Here is an 18,184-nt window from a genome sequence, read left to right on the forward strand (position 1 = left end):
GTCACCCCCTGCGGTTAGGATGACGCGGCCGTCACAAAGAGCCTTTCCGGAACAGATCGCGTCCATGCCACCTTCAGCGCCGCACACCGCGCCCACCCCCGTCGCCGCGGCGCCGAGCGGGGTGGTGTCCGCGCCGCCGCGCATCGTGGCCGACGCCGCCGGCGCGGTCGTGGCGCAGGGCCTCTGGACGGTGCTGGCCTTCTCCTCGCGCAACGACTGGAACGCGCTCGCGCAGGGCCTGCGCGAACTGCCGCAGAAGACCGAGCTGGCCTGGGACCTGCGCCCGATCGAGCAGCTCGACCACATCGGCGCCCAGCTGCTCTGGAACCACTGGGGCGGTGCCTGGCCGCAGCGGCTGGAACTCGACCCCTCGCACAAGGCGGTGCTCGAGCACGTCGCCAAATTCACCTGCCGGCCGCCGGTCGAGCCCCGGCCCACGCTGGCGGACCGCTTCAGGTCCTTCGCCCACAACGGCCCGCGCGGGCTGGCGGTGGCGCGCGACTTCCTGCAGATGATCGGCCAGCTGGTGCTCGACATCGGCACGCTGGTCCGCGCGCCGCACCGCGGCCCCTGGCGCGACCTTTCGGGCCAGCTCTACCAGTTCGGCACCACGGCGCTGCCGATCACCGCGCTGGTCGGGCTGCTGATCGGCGTGGTGCTGGCCTACCTGACCTCGAACCAGTTGCGCAACTACGGCGCCGAGACCTTCATGGTCAACATCCTCGGCCTCTCGCTGATCCGCGAGCTCGGGCCGGTTCTGGCCGCGGTGCTGGTGGCGGGCCGCTCGGGCTCGGCCATCACCGCGCAGATCGGTGTGATGCGCGTGACCGAGGAGCTCGACGCGATGCGCGTCATGGGCATCCCGCCCGGATTCCGGCTGGTGATGCCGCGGGTGCTGGCGCTGGCCGTCGCGATGCCGCTGATCAGCATGTGGACCTCGATGGCGGCGCTGTTCGGCGGCATGATCGCGGCCGACCTCGCGCTCGACCTGTCGCCCGCCTATTTCCTGCAGGCGCTGCCGCGCGCGGTGCCGCTGTCGAACCTCTGGCTCGCGCTGGGCAAGTCGGCGGTGTTCGGCATCCTGATCGCGCTGGTGGCCTGCTACTTCGGCATGAAGGTCAAGCCCAACACCGAGAGCCTGGGGCGCGGCACCACCTCCTCGGTCGTGACCTCGATCACCGTGGTGATCCTGGTCGATGCGCTGTTCGCCGTGCTGTTCAAGGGCGTGGGCTTCCGATGATCGACGCACCCGCCGCCGACGCGCCCGCCGTGGTCGAGATCCGCCGGCTCTGGACCGCCTTCCCGTCCTCGAACGGCGGCGGCGAGCAGGTGGTGCACCGCGACCTCGACCTGACGATCCGGCGCGGCGAGGTGCTGTCGCTGGTCGGCGGCTCGGGCACCGGCAAGACGGTGCTGCTGCGCCAGATCCTCGGGCTCGAGCATCCGACGCGCGGCGAGGTCACGGTGCTGGGCCAGCGCCCGGGCCAGCTCGGCGCGCGGGACGCGGCCAAGGTCGGCATGCTGTTCCAGCACGGCGCGCTGTTCTCGGCCTTCAGCGTGCTGGAGAACATCGCGCTGCCGCTGCGCGAGCTCAAGCTCCTGCCCGACGCGCTGATCCGCGACGCGGCGCTGGTCAAGCTGCAGCTGGTGGGGCTCGATCCGGCGCAGGCCCACAAGAGCCCGTCGGCGCTCTCGGGCGGCATGATCAAGCGGGTGGCGCTGGCGCGCGCGCTGATCATGGACCCGCCGCTGCTGCTGCTCGACGAGCCCACGGCCGGGCTCGACCCCGAGAGCGCCGACGGCTTCTGCGACCTGCTGCGCAGCCTGCACCGCGAGCTCGGGCTCACGGTGGTGATGGTCACGCACGACCTCGACACGCTGTTCGACCTCAGCACCCGCATCGCGGTGCTGGCCGACCAGCACGTGATCGTCTCCGGCCTGCCGCGCGAGGTGATCGCTTGCGAGCATCCCTTCATCCGCGAATACTTCCTCGGCGGACGCGGCCTGCGCGCGATGGAAGCCCTGCATGACGCGCCGGCCCCCGCCGCGGCCGCCGCTTCGGAAAGATAGCCCCATGGAAAACAAGTCCCATGCCCTCGCCGCCGGCGCCTTCGTGCTCGGCCTGCTCGCCGTGCTGGTGGCGCTGGTGGTCTGGCTCACGCGCGACAACACCGTGCGCCACACCTACGAACTCTCCACCCGCGACGCGGTCAGCGGCCTGCAGCCGCAGGCCATGGTGCGCTACCGCGGCATCGCGGTCGGCAAGGTCACGGCGATCGATTTCGATCCCAAGGTCAAGGGCAACGTGCGCCTGCGCATCGCGGTCGACGAGCGCGTGCCGCTCACCACCTCGAGCTTCGCGACGCTGAGCTACCAGGGCGTGACCGGCCTGGCCTTCCTCGCCATCGACGACAAGGGCGAATCGCAGGTGGTGCTGGCGCCCGACGACGAGAACCCGCCGCGCATCCCGCTCAAGCCTTCGGCGCTGGCGCAGCTGCAGGACCGCGGCGAGGCCATCCTCAACCAGGTGGAGGAGGTCACGAAGCGCGCCAACACGCTGCTCGGCGACACCAACCAGAAGCGCATCGCCGACGCGCTGGAGAACATCGCGCAGGCCGCGGCCAGCGCCAACCAGCTCACGCGCCAGATCGACAACACGGTCAAGACCGGCCTCAACCCGGCGCTGCAGGCGCTGCCGCCGCTGATCGACCGCACGCGCGACACCATGGGCACGGTCAAGACCGCGGCCGGCGACATCTCGCGCGTGGCCAACAACCTCAACGCGACCGCCACCCGGCTCAACGCGCCCGACGGCCCGATCGACCGGCTGGGCGAGGGCACCAAGGCGCTGTCGCAGGCGGTCGACAGCTTCAATGGCGCGACGCTGCCGCGGCTCAACCGCGTGGCCGACGACACCTCGACCGCGGTGCGCCGCCTCGGCCGCGCGGCCGACGGCATCAACGACAACCCGCAGTCGCTGCTGTTCGGCAACGGCGGCACGGCCGCCGGCCCGGGCGAGCCGGGCTTCTCGGCGCCCGCCGCCGCACGTCCCTGATGAAGGCGATGACCATGAACCACGCACCCTCGCTTCCCACTGGCCTGCGCGCCGGCGCGCTGCTGCTCGCGGCCCTGCTGGCCGGCTGCGGCGCGCTGCCCGACCGGCCGGCGCGCGCCACGCTCTACGACTTCGGCCCGGTGCTGTCGCTGCCGCAGGCACCGGCTGACGCGGCCCGCCTGCCGACGCTGGCGCTGGCCGAGATCGACGCCGGCGCGCGGCTCGAAAGCCCGCAGATCCTCTACCGGCTGGCCTATGCCGACGCCAACGAGATGCGGCCCTACGGCCAGTCGCGCTGGAGCATGGCGCCCAACCAGCTGCTCTACCAGCGGCTGCGCGATGCGCTGGCCGTGCAGCGCACGGTGCTCAACCGGGAAGAGAGCGCCACCCTGGCGCGCAGCGCGGGACGCGTGCCGCGGACCTTGCGCATCTCGCTCGACGAGTTCAGCCACTATTTCGAATCGCCCACCCGGAGCTCGGGCCTGGTGCGGCTGCGCGCCACGCTGATCCAGAGCGCCGCCGGCGGCGACAGCGTGCTCGCGCAGCGCAGCTTCGTGGTGCAGCGCCCCGCGCCCAGCGCCGACGCGCCGGGCGGCGTGAAGGCGCTCGCGGCGGCCAGCGACGCGGCCATCGCGGAGGTGGTGGCCTGGGTCGACCAGGTGCGCTAGCTAGAGCGCGCCGCGCCCCAGCACCGGGAACAGCTTGCCCAGGCCGTCGGCCATGACCTCGACCGCCAGCGCGGCCAGGATCAGGCCCATGAGCCGGGTCATCACGTTGATGCCGGTCTTGCCCAGCACGCGCGCGATCGGCTCGGCCAGCGAAAAGGCCACGCCGGTCGCCAGCCCGATCACCACGCCGTAGCCCACCAGCAAGGCCAGCTCCCAGACGTGCTGCGTCTTCTCGGCATAGATCACCATGGTCGACATGGTGGCCGGCCCGGTCAGCAGCGGGATGGTCAGCGGCACCACCGCGATCGAGGCGCCCAGCGAGGCCTTGACTTCGGTGGCGCGGATCTCCTCCTCGTTGGTCTTCGATTCGGCCGGCTGCGCATTGAGCATGTTGAGCGAGCTGATCAGCAGCAGCATGCCGCCGCCGACCTGGAAGCTGGCGATCGAGATGTTGAAGAAGCCCAGCAGCTGCAACCCGATCAGCGCGCTGGCGGCGATCACCAGGAAGGCGCTGAAGGCCGAGACCCAGGCGGTGCGCCGGCGCTGGTCTTCGGTGTAGCCCTGCGTGTAGTGGATGAAGAAGGGCACGATCGCCAGCGGGTTGACGATGGCCAGCAGCGTGATCAGCGGCTTGATCAGGTCCATGGTGGGGCTGGCCATCTCAGCGGCCCCCGGTCACATCGAGCAGCGCCATGGTGGTGTAGCTGGCCTCGGCCGACAGCAGCCACAGGATCGCGCCGGCGATCTCCTCGGGCGTGCCGGTGCGCTTCATCGGCACCGTGGGCGCCAGCGCCGCGGCGCGCTCGGGCATGCCGCCGGAGGCGTGGATCTCGGTCTCGATCAGGCCCGGGCGCACCGCGTTCACCCGGATGCCCTCGTCGGCCACTTCCCTGGCCAGGCCGACGGTGAAGGTGTCGATCGCGCCCTTGCTGGCCGCGTAGTCCACGTACTGGCCGGCCGAGCCCAGCCGGGACGCGCCGCTCGAGACATTGACGATCGCGCCGCCCTGGCCGCCGTGTCTGGTGCTCATGCGCCGCACCGCCTCGCGCGCGCAGACGAAGCTGCCGATCACGTTGATGCGGAACATGCGCTCGAGCCGCGCCACGCTCATCTCGTCGACCCGCGCCTGCCGGTCGACGACGCCGGCGTTGTTGACCAGCGCGTCGAGCCGGCCGAACCTGGCGTCGAGCTTGCGGAACATGGCCAGCACCTGGGCCTCGTCGCCCACGTCGGCCTGGACCGCGATGGCGGTGCCGCCCTCGGCACGGATGCGCCGCACCACCTCGTCCGCCGCCAGCGAGTTGCTGGCATAGTTGACGGCGACCGCGTAACCGCGTCGCGTCGCGAGCAGGGCGGTGGCGGCACCGATGCCGCGACCGCCGCCGGTGATCAGAAGCACTTGCTGGTCCAAATCCCGCCTCCTGCACAAAAGCTGTGCCTCGGTTAAAAAAGCTGCCGAGCCGGATTACAGCACCGCCCACACCCCGAGGACCGCCATGCCCCGCACGATCGACTACTACTTCACTCCGCAGAGCCCCTGGACCTACCTGGGCCACGCGCGCTTCGTCGCGATGGCGCGGGCCGCCGGTGCGACGGTCCGGCTGCGGCCGGTGGACTTCGGCGCGGTGTTCCCGGTCTCCGGTGGCCTGCCGCTGGGCAAGCGCGCACCGCAGCGCCAGGCCTACCGGCTGGTCGAGATGGCGCGTTTCTCGCGTCACCTGGGCCTGCCGATCAACCTCAAGCCCAAGTTCTTCCCGGTGTCCGGCGACGATGCGGCCAAGTTCCTGATCGCCATCGACCTGCACGACGGCACCGAGACCGCGCTGCGGGTCGGCAGCGCGGTGTTCGCCGCGGTCTGGCTGCAGGAGCGCAACATCGCCGATCCGACGGTGCTCGAGGCGCTGGCCGTCGAATGCGGGCTGCCGGCCAAGCGGGTCGAGCAATCCCAGAGCCAGGCCGTGCAGGAGCGCTACGACGACTACACGCAGCAGGCCATCGACGCCCAGGTCTTCGGTGCGCCCACCTACGTGGTCGACGGCGAACTGTTCTGGGGCCAGGACCGCCTCGATTTCGTCGAGCGCGCATTGAACGAACCGGGCTGAGCCGGCCCCAAGACATTTCCCCGCAACCTTGAAGGAGCACCGACCATGGGTCAATTCATCGATCTCACCGCCAAAGACGGCTTCACCTTTCCCGCCTACGTGGCCGAGCCCGCGGGCCAGCCCAAGGGCGCGGTCGTCGTGGTGCAGGAGATCTTCGGCGTCAACTCGCACATCCGCTCGGTGGCCGACGGCTATGCGGCCGAGGGCTACCTGGCCGTCGCGCCGGCGACCTTCCAGCGCGTGAAGCCGGACGTCGAACTGGGCTACACCACCGAAGACATGAACGCCGGCTTCGCGCTGAAGACCGCGGTCGAGGCGCTGCCCGCGCCCGGCGTGCTGCAGGACCTGCAGGCGGCCGTCGAGTACGCGGCGCGCGGCGGCAAGGTCGGCATCGTCGGCTACTGCTGGGGCGGCCTGCTGACCTGGCGCGCGGCGGCCGGCGTGAGCGGGTTGTCGGCCGCGGCACCGTACTACGGCGGCGGCGTGACCACGCCCGAGGAGATCGCCCGCAAGCCGAAGGTGCCGGTGCTCGCGCACTTCGCCACCGAGGACCACTGGATTCCGCTCGACAGCGTCGAGGCCTTCAAGAAGGCCCATCCCGAGGTCGAGGTGCACCTCTACGAGGCGCACCACGGCTTCAACTGCGACCAGCGCGGCGCCTACAACGCCGAAGCCGCCAAGGTGGCACGCGAGCGCACGCTGAAGTTCTTCGCGCAGCACCTGGCCTGAGGCCGTCCGGCCGAGGCCGCGCCGGCGATCAGGTCGCCGCGCCGGCCTTGGCTTTCGCCTTGGCCTTGGCGTCGGTCTTGGCGCGGGTGCCGATGCGGGTCTGCAGGAAGTCGACCAGCGCCCGCAGCGCCGCGCTGTTGTGGCGGCGCTGGAGGTAGGCGGCCGACAGCCACATGTCGACGCGCACATAGTCCTGCAGCACCGGCACCAGCTCGCCGCGGTCGAGGTAGGGCTGCACCAGCAGCGCCGGCATGTAGGTCACGCCGAAGCCCTGCAGCGCCACCTCGATCAGCGGCGCCCCTTCGGTCGAGTCCATGCGGCTCTTGACGTGCACGTCCAGCGGCTTGCCGTCGACCTCGAAGCGCCACTGCGGATGCGGGCCCAGGCGCGAATGCGTGAGCGTGTCGTGGGTGGCCAGCTCCGAGGGATGCTCGGGCTTGCCGTGCTTCTTCCAGTAGATCGGCGAGGCGCAGACCACCAGCGGCATCTGCAGCAGCTTGCGCACGATCAGGTTGTCGTCCTCGATCGGGCCGAAGCGCAGCGCCAGGTCCACCGCTTCCTCGGCCATGTCGACCGTGCGGTTGGTCAGGTGCAGGCTGATGCTGACCTCGGGGTAGTAGCCCATGAACTGCGCCAGCAGCAGCGGCAGGTCGCCCTGGCCCATGCCGTGCGGCGCCGTGATGCGCAGCCGCCCGGTGGGCCGGCTCGCATGCTCCTGCAGTTCGGCCTGGGTCAGCGCCACCATCTCCATCACCGGCTTGCTGCGCTCGAGCAGCAGGGCGCCGGCGTCGGTGAGGCTGACCGAACGCGTCGAGCGGTTCAACAGGCGCACGCCGAAGCGCGATTCGAGCTCGGCCACGTACTTGCTGACCGTGGCCTTGGACATGTCCAGGCGCTTGGCGGCGCCCGAGAAGCTGCCGAGTGCAGCGACCTCGCGAAAGGTCTTGAGTAGGTCTAGGCTGTCCATGGTCTTCCGTGTTGGGGCCGGGGAGGGCAGGAGCGCTGTGAAAAACGATACAAAGCCCCGGGTAGAGGCCCGGGAATGCCCCATTGTTTCGTTTTCGTGAACACCGTGGTTCCGTTTCCTGCGGGTTTACCCCATATTTTCGCAGCACAATTCATCCCACGGGCCAGCCTTCCAAGCAAGCCCGAGTGAACAGGGCCTCGAGGGTGCCGCGCGTCATTCAGGACCGCCACCACTCCCGACCGGTTCGATAGCTCTCTTGAACACTGAAGGAAATGAAAATGAAGACCACCCAAATCATCGCTGCTGCTGCCCTGTCGTTCATCGCCGTTGCCGGCGCCCACGCTGAAAACTACCAAGGCGTGCAACAAGTCAACTCGGTGAACAGCCGCGCCACCATCGAAGCGCAAGGCGTCGCCGCCGCTCACGCTCCGAACCAGAACGTCACCAACGGTTCGCGCGTCACGCCGGCCCTGGTCTCGTCGACCAGCCGCGCTGCCGTCGCCGAGCAAGCCGTCGCTGCCGCCCACGCACCGAACCAGAACCTGGACCGCAAGGCTTTCGTGAACAGCACCATCCCCGCTGCCTACACGAACGGTTCGCTGGCCCGCACCAACCAGGCCGGCCTCTGATCCACGGCCGCCCGAGCGGCGGTTGAGATCGAATCCGGAAGAACCGGGCGATGCGCGAGCGTCGTCCGGTTTTTTCATGGGCGCCCGGTTTCAGCGCCCGGTGCGCGCGAGGTAGCGCTTGCGCCAGAACACGACCACCAGCGACAGCGCGATCACGCCCATCGAGGCCATCGCGATCCAGAAGCCGTCGGCCTTGTGCACCAGCGGGATGAACTCGAAGTTCATGCCGAAGATGCCGGCGATCAGGTTCAGGGGCAGGAAGATGGCGGTCAGCACCGTCAGCACCCGCATGATGTCGTTGGCCCGGTGGCTCTGGACGCTGAAGTGCATCTGCACCGCGGTCTCGGCGTTCTGCTCGAGCCGGCGCACGTGGTGCACCACGCGCTCGATGTGCTCGAGCACGTCGCGGCTGCGCACCATGAGCAGTTCGCGCTCGCGCAGCTCGGGCGCGGTGTCGGGCGTCGGCAGGGTCTCCATCGCGTCGATCCAGTCCTGCACCGCCGCGCGCTGGTCCTCGCAGATCTCGTCGAGATGGTGCAGCGACTGGCGCGCTTCCATCAGCGCGCTCCAGTTGGTGAAGCGGCTCTTCGGGTCGATCAGCTCGGCCTGCCAGTGGTCGAGCTGCCGCGTGAGCTCGCGGCGCAGGTCGAGGTAGGCGTCGACGATCTGGTTGACCACGCGCAGCATCAGGTCGGCCGGGCTGGTGGGCACGCGGGCGCTGGTGGCGCGCACGTCGAGCGCCGGCGCCGTGCCCTCGGGCCGGTCGCTGCGCGCCGCGGCCAGCAGCTTGGCCGCATAGGCGTCGCGCACCGCGCCGTCGTCCGGATGCACCGAGAGCAGCACGCGGTCGAACACCGCGAAGCCGACCGGCCGGGTGTCGACGCGCCGCAGCACCGGCGGCCCGCCGCGCGCCAGCCGCGGTTCGCCCTCGGCGCGCGGCGCGGCCGCACCGGCCGCCAGGCGCCGGAACACCAGCACGTCGTAGAGGGAGGTGTAGTCGTAGTGCGACGGCAGCTGGTCGTTGAGCAGGTCGCTCACGTGCAGGTCGACCAGCTGGGTGCCGCACAGCGACTGGAGGATGCCCTGCACCTGGGCCAGCGAGGCACGGAATTCCTCGCGCGTGAGCGAGATCCAGAGGTAGCCCAGGCGGCAGGCGCCCGGCAGGGCGAGCGGTGCCAGCGCGTCGTGCTCCTCGACCTGGGAACCGGTGATCTCGAAGAGGCGCATGCCGGGCCGGGGGGCGGACTCAGCGCTGCTGCTGGAGCAGCCGGGCCGCGTCGAGCGCGAAATAGGTGAGCACGCCGTCGGCACCGGCGCGCTTGAAGGCCAGCAGGCTCTCCAGCACCACCGCGTCGTGGTCGAGCCAGCCGTTCTGCGCGGCCGCCTTGAGCATCGCGTACTCGCCGCTCACCTGGTAGGCGAAGGTGGGCACGCGGAACTCGTCCTTCACCCGGCGCACGATGTCCAGGTAGGGCATGCCGGGCTTGACCATCACCATGTCGGCGCCTTCGGCGATGTCCAGGCCGACCTCGCGCAGCGCCTCGTCGCTGTTGCCCGGGTCCATCTGGTAGACCTTCTTGTTGCTCTTGCCCAGGTTCGTCGCCGAGCCGACGGCATCGCGGAACGGGCCGTAGAAGGCGCTCGCGTACTTGGCGCTGTAGGCCATGATCCGCGTGTGGATGTCGCCGTTGGCCTCGAGCGCGGCGCGCACGGCGCCGATGCGGCCGTCCATCATGTCGCTCGGCGCCACGATGTCGACGCCGGCCGCGGCCTGCACCAGCGCCTGCTTGACCAGCACCTCGACGGTGGGGTCGTTGAGCACGTAGCCGTCGTCGTCCAGCAGGCCGTCCTGGCCGTGGCTGGTGTAGGGATCGAGCGCCACGTCGGTCATCACGCCCAGTTCCGGGAAGCGCGACTTGAGCGCGGCCACCACGCGCGGGATCAGGCCCTCGGGATTGAAGGCCTCATCGCCGGCGGGTGTTTTGAGGCCCGCATCGATGACCGGAAACAGCGCCATCACGGGAATGCCCAGTGCCACGCATTGCTCCGCGACTGGCAACAAGGTGTCGAGGCTGAAGCGCTCGACGCCGGGCATGGAGGCCACCGCATCGCGCTTGCGTTCGCCTTCCTGCACGAAGACGGGATAGATCAGGTCGTAGGAAGTGAGCGCGTGCTCTCGAACCAGGTTCCGTGTGAACGCATCGCGGCGAAGGCGGCGCGGACGGCCGGCGGGGAAGGGGGCATGCAACGTCATGCCGAAAATTGTGCCTGATGTCCCAGTGTGTGTTGAAAGCACGCGCCGTAGACCTTGGCGGCACCGCGCACATGCCTGCAAAGAATTAGTATTTTGGAATTCAGTTCGAACCGTCAATTGTTAAAAAATAATGGTTCACGTGCTTGATACGTTCCTGTCGCTTTGTTAAATTAGCTCCGGGCGGCTTGCCGCTCCCCGCTTTTCCTCCCTGAGCGGGTGCCTTGATGTGTGACAGCAAAAGGGCTTCCCAGCCCGGCGTTCGACGCCGGGCTTTTTTTTAGGCATTTCGGGTTCACCGCCGGGTCGAGCTCACAGCCTGCAGCGCGCCCTGCCGGGCGCAGCCCGTTCCGCGGTGATCCACGAAAAGAGCACGCCTCACGGCACCGGCTTTGGGCGCCCACTAAACTGCCCGCCATGCTCTGGATCAAGTCGCTGCACATCGTTTTCATCGCCAGCTGGTTCGCCGGCCTCTTCTATCTGCCGCGCATCTTCGTCAACCTGGCGATGGTGCCGCCCGGCTCGGAAGCCGAACGGGCCCGCTTGCTGCTCATGGCGCGCAAGCTGATGCGCTTCACCACCTTCCTGGCCGTGCCGGCGCTGGTCTTCGGCGTGTGGCTCTGGATGGGCTACGGCATCGGCCGCGGCCCCGGCAATGGCTGGATGCACGCCAAGCTGGCGCTGGTGCTGCTGGTGCTGGGCTACCACCATGGCTGCGGCGTGCTGCTGCGCAAGTTCCTGGCCGGCGCGCCGATGCGCAGCCACCGCTGGTACCGCTTCTTCAACGAGGTGCCGGTGCTGCTGCTGCTGGCCATCGTGGTGCTGGTGGTCGTCAAGCCCTTCTAGGGTCCGGCGCACCGTTCCTGCCGCCTGCACGGTGAACGCTCCGCACAAGTCCGCCGCGCTGCCGCTGACGCTCGCCTACGCGGCGCTGATCGTCTACGCCAGCCTCTACCCCTTCGCCGATTGGCGCGACCAAGGCCTGGCGCCCTGGTCCTACCTCGCGGCGCCCTGGCCGCGCTACTGGACCGGCTTCGATTTCGGGATCAACGTGGCGGGCTACGTGCCCTTCGGCTTCCTGGCCGCGCTGGCGGTGCTGCGCACGCAGGCGGGCGCGGGCGTGCTGCAGGCGGTGCTGCGCGCCACCCTGGCCGGCGCCGCGATCGCCTTCGCCATGGAAACGCTGCAGGGCTACCTGCCGATGCGCATCCCCTCCAACGTCGACCTGGGCCTGAACGCGCTGGGCGCGCTGATCGGTTCGATGCTGGCGGCCGGGCTCGAGCGCCTGGGCGCGGTCGCCCACTGGGGGCGCGCGCGCACGCAGTGGTTCGTCGACGACGCGCGCTACGGCCTGGTGCTGCTGGCGCTGTGGCCCGTGGCCCTGCTGTTCCCGGCCGCGGTGCCCTTCGGCCTGGGCCAGGTCTTCGAGCGGCTGGAGAACGCGGTCGCCGAATGGCTGGTCGACACGCCCTTCCTCGACTGGATGCCGCTGCGGGAGTTCGAGCTGCAGCCGCTGGTGCCCGGCGTCGAGCTGCTGTGCGTGATGCTGGGGGCGCTGGTGCCGTTCCTGCTGGGCTTCATGGTGACGCGCTCGGTGCCGCGCCGCGCGATGCTGATGGCCGCGTTGCTGTGCGCGGGCCTGGCCGGCAGCGCGCTGTCGGCGGCGCTGAGCTGGGGCCCCGGCCATGCCTGGGCCTGGTTCAGCCTGCCGGTGCAGATCGGCACCGTGGCCGCGGTCGTCTTCGGCCTGCTGCTGCTGGCCGCGCCGCGCCGGCTGTGCGCGGCGCTGCTGCTGATCGCGCTGGTGCTGCAGCTGAGCCTGCTGAACCAGGCGCCCGAGAGCGCCTACTTCGCCCAGACGCTGGCGACCTGGGAGCAGGGGCGCTTCATCCGTTTCCACGGACTGGTGCAGTGGCTGGGCTGGCTGTGGCCCTTCGCGACGCTGGGCTACGTGCTCGTGGCGCTGTCCCGGCGCAGACGCCAAACCTAGAATGGGCCGATGCCCCGTTCCCCGACCCCAGCCGCATCCGCCGCGCCCGTTGCGCCTGGTTATTACGAGCGCCACATCTTCTTCTGTCTCAACGAACGCAAGGGCGGCGAGGACTCCTGCGCGCTGCACGGCGCGCAGCAGGGCTTCGACCATTGCAAGGCCAGCGTCAAGGCGGCCGGCCTGTCCGGTGCCGGCAAGGTGCGGGTCAACAAGGCCGGCTGCCTGGACCGCTGCGCGGGCGGCCCGGTGGCCGTGGTCTACCCCGAAGCCGTCTGGTACACCTTCGTCGACCAGGCCGACATCGACGAGATCGTCGAATCGCACCTGAAGAACGGCCAGGTGGTCGAGCGCCTGGTGCTGCCGGCCGACGTCGGTCGCTGAGCGCAGGCGCCGTCATGAATTCGCAAACGGAAAAGCTCCGGCTCGCGGGCGCGGCCGGTGTCATCGAGGTGCAGCGCGACCTGCCGGCCGACGGCCAGGCCTCGCGCGGCGTGGCCGTGATCGCCCATCCCCATCCGCTGTTCGGCGGCACCATGGACAACAAGGTGGTGCAGACGCTGGCGCGCGCCTTCGTCGCCAGCGGCTGGACCGCGGTGCGCTTCAACTTCCGCGGCGTCGGCGCCAGCGAGGGCGTGCACGACGAGGGCCGCGGCGAGAGCGAGGACTACCGCGCAGTGGTCGCGCAGCTCGCGCCTTCGGGTCCGCTTGCCGTGGCCGGCTTTTCCTTCGGCGCCTTCGTCGCGATCAATGCATTGCAGGAACTCTGGGCCCAGCGCGAGGTCGCACACCTGACGCTGGTCGGTGCCAGCGTTGCGCGCGTGGTGCCGCCGGTGCTGCCCGAAGGGGCGGTCGAACGTACGTTGATCGTGCATGGCGAAGCCGACGACACCGTCGCGCTCTCGGCCGTGATGGATTGGGCTCGCCCACAGTCACTTCCTGTCACAGTCGTCCCCGGAGGCGGTCATTTCTTTCACGGACAATTGCCGCTCTTGAAAAATCTTGTCGTCCGCCACCTGCGCGCGGACCTGTAGCTGGTCTTCCATCCCCATGAATCGTCTGTCTGTCGCGCTCCGCGCGCTGGTGCTGTTTTTTTCGGCATCCTTCTGCATGTTGGCCGCGGCGCAAATGCCCGTTCCCCCCGAGGTCGCCGCGCGCAGCTACCTGCTGCTCGACGTCACCGCCAACCAGCTGCTGGCGCAGAAGGACATCGACAGCCCGGTCGAGCCGGCCTCGCTGACCAAGCTGATGTCGGCCTACCTGGTGTTCGACGCGCTCAAGGCCAAGAAGATCTCGCTCACCCAGACGCTGCCGGTCAGCCCGCGCGCCTGGAAGATGCCCGGCTCGCGCATGTTCATCGATCCGAAGATGCAGGTGCCGGTGGAAGACCTGATCAAGGGCCTGATCGTGCAGTCGGGCAACGACGCCACGGTGGCGCTGGCCGAGGGCGTGGGCGGCACGGTCGAGCACTTCGTCCAGCTCATGAACGAGCAGGCCAAGGTGCTCGGCATGAAGAACACCAGCTACAAGAACCCCGAGGGCCTGACGGCGCCGGGCCACACCACCACGGCGCGCGACCTCAGCATCCTGGCCACCCGCCTGATGCACGACTTCCCCGAGTACGTGCAGTACTACGCGATCAAGAAGTACCGCTACCCGGGCACGCCCTCGACCAACGACACCAACCGCAACCTGCTGCTGTTCCGCGACCCGACCGTCGACGGCCTCAAGACCGGCCACACCGACGCCGCCGGCTACTGCATGATCGTCACGGCCAAGCGCGACTTCCCGAACCTGGGCGGCGGCCGCCGCCTGCTGTCGATCGTGCTCGGCGCGGCCAGCGAGAACGCGCGCGCCAACGAATCGCAGAAGCTGCTCAACTGGGGCTACACGGCCTTCGACGCGGTCAAGCTGTTCGACGCCGACCAGCCGGCCGCCACGCCGGCGGTCTGGAAGGGCAAGGCGAACACGCTCAAGCTGGGCCGTCCTGAAGCCATCGTGGTCTCGGTGCCCGCGGGCTCGGCGAGCAAGATCAAGACCCAGGTCGCGCGCCCCGAACCGCTGGTCGCGCCCTTCACCAAGAACCAGCAGGTCGGCACGCTCAAGGTCACGCTGGGCGACGAGCCCGTGACCGAGGTGCCGCTGGTGGCGCTCGAGGCGGTCGAGCAGGCCGGCATCCTGGGCCGCGCCTGGGACGCCGTCCGCCTCTGGATCAAGTAACAGGGCTGGTCAAGCCGCCAGCCTGACTGCTATACTCGCGGGCTTTTCGGAAATTTCCGAAGGGTTTCACGTTTTCGTCAATTCCCGGCTTCCCATGTCACGGTGGGGTCCAAGGTCGGGATGTTTTGGGATTCATTCATTCATGCCAACCATCAATCAACTGGTGCGTCAGGGTCGAACGGTCGAGAAGATCAATTCGAAGAGCCCTGCCATGCAGAACTCGCCGCAACGTCGCGGTGTCTGCACCCGCGTCTACACCACGACGCCCAAGAAGCCCAACTCGGCGCTTCGTAAAGTTGCCAAGGTCCGCCTGACCAACGGCTTCGAAGTCATCTCCTACATCGGCGGCGAAGGCCACAACCTGCAGGAACACAGCGTGGTGCTGGTTCGCGGCGGTCGTGTCAAGGACTTGCCCGGTGTTCGCTACCACATCGTGCGCGGTTCGCTCGACCTGCAAGGCGTGAAAGACCGCAAGCAGTCGCGTTCCAAGTACGGCGCGAAGCGTCCCAAGAAGGCTTAAACCTTCCTGTCGTCAGAAAACAAGCGGTGTTCGGTTGCCTTGGCGGGCACATCGAACGAAGTGACCCAATGTCGGGTCGAGTAAGTGAGAGTTCGAACTGGCTCTCGCGGTACCGGAAACGGTGCCAACTGAAGCAAAGAGGTTGAAAAAATGCCACGTCGTCGCGAAGTCCCCAAACGTGAAATCCTGCCGGATCCCAAGTACGGCAATGTCGAGCTGTCGAAGTTCATGAACGTGATCATGGAAGGCGGCAAGAAGGCGATCGCCGAGCGCATCATCTATGGTGCCCTCGACTTCATCGAGAAGAAGAACCCGGACAAGGACCCCCTCGAGGCGTTCACCGTTGCCATCAACAACGTCAAGCCGATGGTCGAAGTGAAGTCGCGCCGCGTGGGCGGTGCGAACTACCAGGTGCCGGTCGAAGTCCGCCCTGTCCGTCGCCTCGCCCTGTCGATGCGCTGGATCAAGGAAGCCGCTCGCAAGCGCGGCGAGAAGTCGATGGCCCTGCGCCTGGCCAACGAACTGATGGAAGCCACGGAAGGCCGTGGCGGTGCCATGAAGAAGCGCGACGAAGTGCACCGCATGGCAGAAGCCAACCGGGCCTTCAGCCACTTCCGCTTCTAAGGCCTTTCCCCTCAAATCAGACTGGCTGGAAGCCCGACTCACCATGTGGTGGGCGGGCTTTCATCCGTTAACGGAGTAAATTTTCATGGCACGCAAGACCCCCATCGAGCGCTACCGCAACATCGGTATCTCCGCGCACATCGACGCTGGCAAGACCACGACGACCGAGCGCATCCTGTTCTACACCGGTGTGAACCACAAGATCGGTGAAGTGCATGACGGCGCCGCCACCATGGACTGGATGGAGCAAGAGCAGGAGCGTGGCATCACGATCACCTCCGCCGCCACGACCTGCTTCTGGAAGGGCATGGCCGGCAAGTTCGAAGAACACCGCATCAACATCATCGACACCCCCGGCCACGTGGACTTCACCATTGAAGTCGAGCGCTCGATGCGCGTGCTGGACGGCGCCGTGATGGTGTACGACGCCGTCGGCGGCGTGCAGCCCCAGTCGGAAACCGTCTGGCGCCAGGCCAACAAGTACAAGGTGCCCCGTCTCGCGTTCGTCAACAAGATGGACCGTACCGGCGCCGACTTCCTGCGCGTGCGCCAGATGATGGTGGACCGCCTGAAGGCCAACCCCGTCGTGATCCAGATCCCGATCGGTGCCGAAGACCACTTCCAGGGCATCGTCGACCTCGTGAAGATGAAGGCCATCATCTGGGACGAAGACAAGGGCGTGACCTTCAAGTACGAAGAGATCCCCGCGAACCTGGCTGCCGTCTGTGCCGAGTACCGCGAGAAGCTGGTCGAAGCGGCTGCCGAAGCCAGCGAAGACCTGATGAACAAGTACCTCGAAGGCGGCGAGCTGAGCGAGGCGGAGATCAAGGCTGCCATCCGTCAGCGCACCATCGCCGGCGAGATCCAGCCGATGCTGTGCGGCTCGGCCTTCAAGAACAAGGGCGTGCAGGCGATGCTCGACGCGGTCATCGAATACATGCCCGCACCGACCGACATCCCGCCCGTCAACGGCCTGGATGAAGACGAAGCGCCCGTGGTCCGCAAGGCCGACGACAGCGAAAAGTTCTCGGCACTGGCCTTCAAGCTGATGACCGACCCGTTCGTGGGCCAGCTGACCTTCGTGCGCGTCTACTCCGGCGTGCTGAGCAAAGGCGACAGCGTCTACAACCCGGTGCGCGGCAAGAAGGAACGCATCGGCCGGATCGTGCAGATGCACGCCAACAACCGCGAAGAAGTCAGCGAAATCCGCGCCGGCGACATCGCCGCCTGCGTGGGCCTGAAGGAAGTGACCACGGGCGAAACCCTGTGCGATCCGACGGCCATCGTGACGCTCGAGCGCATGGTGTTCCCGGAATCGGTGATCTCGCAGGCCGTCGAGCCCAAGACCAAGGCCGACCAGGAAAAGATGGGCATCGCGCTGCAGCGCCTGGCCCAGGAAGATCCTTCGTTCCGCGTGAAGACCGACGAAGAGTCGGGCCAGACCATCATCGCCGGCATGGGCGAGCTGCACCTGGAAATCATCGTGGACCGGATGAAGCGCGAATTCGGCGTGGAAGCCAACGTGGGCAAGCCGCAGGTGGCCTACCGCGAAACCATCCGCAAGACCGTCGAAGATGCCGAAGGCAAGTTCGTGCGCCAGTCGGGCGGCAAGGGCCAGTACGGCCACGTGATCCTGAAGGTCGAACCGCAAGAGCCGGGCAAGGGCTTCGAGTTCGTCGACGCGATCAAGGGCGGTGTGGTTCCTCGCGAATACATCCCCGCGGTCGAAAAGGGCGTCATCGAAGCGCTGGGCCAGGGCGTGCTCGCCGGCTACCCGGTGGTCGACGTCAAGGTCACGCTGCACTTCGGTTCGTACCACGACGTGGACTCGAACGAAATGGCCTTCAAGATGGCCGCGATCTTCGGTTTCAAGGAAGGCTGCCGCAAGGCCAGCCCGGTGATCTTGGAGCCGATGATGGCCGTGGAAGTCGAGACCCCGGAAGACTACGCCGGCAACGTGATGGGCGACCTGTCCTCGCGTCGCGGCATGGTCCAGGGCATGGAAGACATGATGGGTGGCGGCAAGGCCATCAAGGCCGAAGTGCCGCTGTCGGAAATGTTCGGCTACTCGACCACGCTGCGCTCGATGTCGCAAGGCCGCGCCACGTACACGATGGAATTCAAGCACTACGCTGAAGCTCCCCGTAACGTCGCCGAAGCCATCGTCGCTGCACGCGCCAAGTAAGTTCTGAAGAATGCAGGGCCACGCAGTGCGTGGCCCTCTTTGTCTGCGATCCGGTGCCGCCACGTTCCCGTGCGAGGCGACCCAGCAATCGGGTGCAGACATAAAACCAATACACGGGAATGCTCTTTCAAGGATTGAAAAATGGCAAAAGGTAAGTTCACCCGCACCAAGCCCCACGTCAACGTGGGCACGATCGGTCACGTCGACCATGGCAAGACCACGCTGACCGCTGCGATCGCAACGGTGC

The 18,184-nt window shown here is 68.0% G+C and carries 21 protein-coding genes; 16 read left to right on the top strand and 5 right to left on the bottom strand.

The window, feature by feature from the left end:
• The first annotated feature begins 64 nt into the window (after nucleotides 1–64).
• From QTI20_RS28425 to QTI20_RS28440, 4 genes are read left to right on the top strand one after another with little or no spacing between them, the layout of a single operon-like run.
• On the top strand, nucleotides 65–1,240 hold the full coding sequence (locus tag QTI20_RS28425) for an MlaE family ABC transporter permease (RefSeq protein ID WP_286554860.1): 1,176 nt from the start codon (nucleotides 65–67) through the stop codon (nucleotides 1,238–1,240).
• Nucleotides 1,237–2,070 carry an ABC transporter ATP-binding protein gene (locus QTI20_RS28430; protein WP_286554859.1) on the top strand — a complete coding sequence of 278 codons (834 nt, stop codon included), beginning with the start codon at nucleotides 1,237–1,239 and terminating at the stop codon, nucleotides 2,068–2,070. The genes QTI20_RS28425 and QTI20_RS28430 overlap by 4 nt, the downstream gene beginning before the upstream one ends.
• Before the next feature lie 4 nt (nucleotides 2,071–2,074).
• Nucleotides 2,075–3,055 carry an MlaD family protein gene (locus QTI20_RS28435; protein WP_286554857.1) on the top strand — a complete coding sequence of 327 codons (981 nt, stop codon included), beginning with the start codon at nucleotides 2,075–2,077 and terminating at the stop codon, nucleotides 3,053–3,055.
• A 14-nt stretch (nucleotides 3,056–3,069) separates the two neighbouring features.
• A complete protein-coding gene (locus QTI20_RS28440) occupies nucleotides 3,070–3,723 on the top strand; it encodes an ABC-type transport auxiliary lipoprotein family protein (protein ID WP_286554855.1) in 654 nt (217 codons plus the stop codon).
• On the opposite strand, the gene QTI20_RS28445 is transcribed toward QTI20_RS28440, so the two are convergent.
• Both QTI20_RS28445 and QTI20_RS28450 read right to left on the bottom strand, forming a co-directional pair.
• A complete protein-coding gene (locus tag QTI20_RS28445) occupies nucleotides 3,724–4,368 on the bottom strand; it encodes a MarC family protein (RefSeq protein WP_183029147.1) in 645 nt (214 codons plus the stop codon). It lies immediately after the preceding gene.
• Between the two features lie 16 nt (nucleotides 4,369–4,384).
• Nucleotides 4,385–5,116, bottom strand: a complete 732-nt coding sequence (locus QTI20_RS28450; RefSeq protein ID WP_286574310.1) for an SDR family oxidoreductase — start codon at nucleotides 5,114–5,116, stop codon at nucleotides 4,385–4,387.
• 103 nt (nucleotides 5,117–5,219) lie between these two features.
• Here QTI20_RS28450 and QTI20_RS28455 point away from each other — a divergent pair, with 103 nt between their 5' ends.
• Nucleotides 5,220–5,825, top strand: coding sequence for a 2-hydroxychromene-2-carboxylate isomerase (locus QTI20_RS28455; RefSeq protein ID WP_286554851.1), 606 nt, complete (start codon nucleotides 5,220–5,222; stop codon nucleotides 5,823–5,825).
• 45 nt (nucleotides 5,826–5,870) lie between these two features.
• Nucleotides 5,871–6,554, top strand: a complete 684-nt coding sequence (locus QTI20_RS28460; RefSeq protein WP_183029031.1) for a dienelactone hydrolase family protein — start codon at nucleotides 5,871–5,873, stop codon at nucleotides 6,552–6,554.
• Nucleotides 6,555–6,582: 28 nt separating this feature from the next.
• Here the strand turns inward: QTI20_RS28460 and QTI20_RS28465 are convergent, their stop codons facing one another.
• Nucleotides 6,583–7,521: a LysR family transcriptional regulator gene (locus QTI20_RS28465; protein WP_286554850.1), complete on the bottom strand. Its 939-nt coding sequence runs from the start codon at nucleotides 7,519–7,521 to the stop codon at nucleotides 6,583–6,585.
• 278 nt (nucleotides 7,522–7,799) lie between these two features.
• On the opposite strand from QTI20_RS28465, the gene QTI20_RS28470 reads away from it, so the two are divergent.
• Nucleotides 7,800–8,150, top strand: coding sequence for an alpha/beta hydrolase (locus QTI20_RS28470; RefSeq protein ID WP_183029029.1), 351 nt, complete (start codon nucleotides 7,800–7,802; stop codon nucleotides 8,148–8,150).
• A 90-nt stretch (nucleotides 8,151–8,240) separates the two neighbouring features.
• Here the strand turns inward: QTI20_RS28470 and QTI20_RS28475 are convergent, their stop codons facing one another.
• Complete coding sequence (locus tag QTI20_RS28475) at nucleotides 8,241–9,377, bottom strand: magnesium transporter CorA family protein (RefSeq protein ID WP_286554848.1); 1,137 nt, start codon at nucleotides 9,375–9,377, stop codon at nucleotides 8,241–8,243.
• A 19-nt stretch (nucleotides 9,378–9,396) separates the two neighbouring features.
• On the bottom strand, nucleotides 9,397–10,404 hold the full coding sequence (hemB, locus tag QTI20_RS28480) for a porphobilinogen synthase (protein ID WP_183029027.1): 1,008 nt from the start codon (nucleotides 10,402–10,404) through the stop codon (nucleotides 9,397–9,399).
• A 414-nt stretch (nucleotides 10,405–10,818) separates the two neighbouring features.
• Here hemB and QTI20_RS28485 point away from each other — a divergent pair, with 414 nt between their 5' ends.
• The 9 genes from QTI20_RS28485 to QTI20_RS28525 form a co-directional block, all read left to right on the top strand.
• A complete protein-coding gene (locus tag QTI20_RS28485) occupies nucleotides 10,819–11,247 on the top strand; it encodes a CopD family protein (RefSeq protein ID WP_286554847.1) in 429 nt (142 codons plus the stop codon).
• Between the two features lie 31 nt (nucleotides 11,248–11,278).
• Nucleotides 11,279–12,391: a VanZ family protein gene (locus tag QTI20_RS28490; protein ID WP_286554846.1), complete on the top strand. Its 1,113-nt coding sequence runs from the start codon at nucleotides 11,279–11,281 to the stop codon at nucleotides 12,389–12,391.
• A gap of 9 nt (nucleotides 12,392–12,400) precedes the next feature.
• The gene (locus tag QTI20_RS28495) at nucleotides 12,401–12,772 is read left to right on the top strand and encodes a (2Fe-2S) ferredoxin domain-containing protein (protein WP_183029024.1); all 372 of its coding nucleotides are present in this window, start codon (nucleotides 12,401–12,403) and stop codon (nucleotides 12,770–12,772) included.
• A 14-nt stretch (nucleotides 12,773–12,786) separates the two neighbouring features.
• Entirely contained in the window at nucleotides 12,787–13,422 is a 636-nt protein-coding gene (locus tag QTI20_RS28500; RefSeq protein ID WP_286554844.1) for an alpha/beta hydrolase, read from the top strand.
• A gap of 16 nt (nucleotides 13,423–13,438) precedes the next feature.
• Nucleotides 13,439–14,608: a D-alanyl-D-alanine carboxypeptidase family protein gene (locus QTI20_RS28505; protein WP_286554843.1), complete on the top strand. Its 1,170-nt coding sequence runs from the start codon at nucleotides 13,439–13,441 to the stop codon at nucleotides 14,606–14,608.
• A gap of 142 nt (nucleotides 14,609–14,750) precedes the next feature.
• Complete coding sequence (rpsL, locus tag QTI20_RS28510; protein WP_013543948.1) at nucleotides 14,751–15,128, top strand: 30S ribosomal protein S12; 378 nt, start codon at nucleotides 14,751–14,753, stop codon at nucleotides 15,126–15,128.
• Between the two features lie 150 nt (nucleotides 15,129–15,278).
• Nucleotides 15,279–15,752: a 30S ribosomal protein S7 gene (gene rpsG / locus QTI20_RS28515; protein ID WP_013543947.1), complete on the top strand. Its 474-nt coding sequence runs from the start codon at nucleotides 15,279–15,281 to the stop codon at nucleotides 15,750–15,752.
• A gap of 85 nt (nucleotides 15,753–15,837) precedes the next feature.
• Nucleotides 15,838–17,937 carry an elongation factor G gene (gene fusA, locus QTI20_RS28520; protein ID WP_286554842.1) on the top strand — a complete coding sequence of 700 codons (2,100 nt, stop codon included), beginning with the start codon at nucleotides 15,838–15,840 and terminating at the stop codon, nucleotides 17,935–17,937.
• Nucleotides 17,938–18,078: 141 nt separating this feature from the next.
• A partial coding sequence (locus tag QTI20_RS28525; protein WP_007829589.1) for a GTP-binding protein occupies nucleotides 18,079–18,184 on the top strand: 106 nt, incomplete at its 3' end.

Source organism: Variovorax sp. J2P1-31 (genome assembly GCF_030317215.1).
In the GTDB taxonomy this organism is placed as follows: domain Bacteria; phylum Pseudomonadota; class Gammaproteobacteria; order Burkholderiales; family Burkholderiaceae_C; genus Variovorax.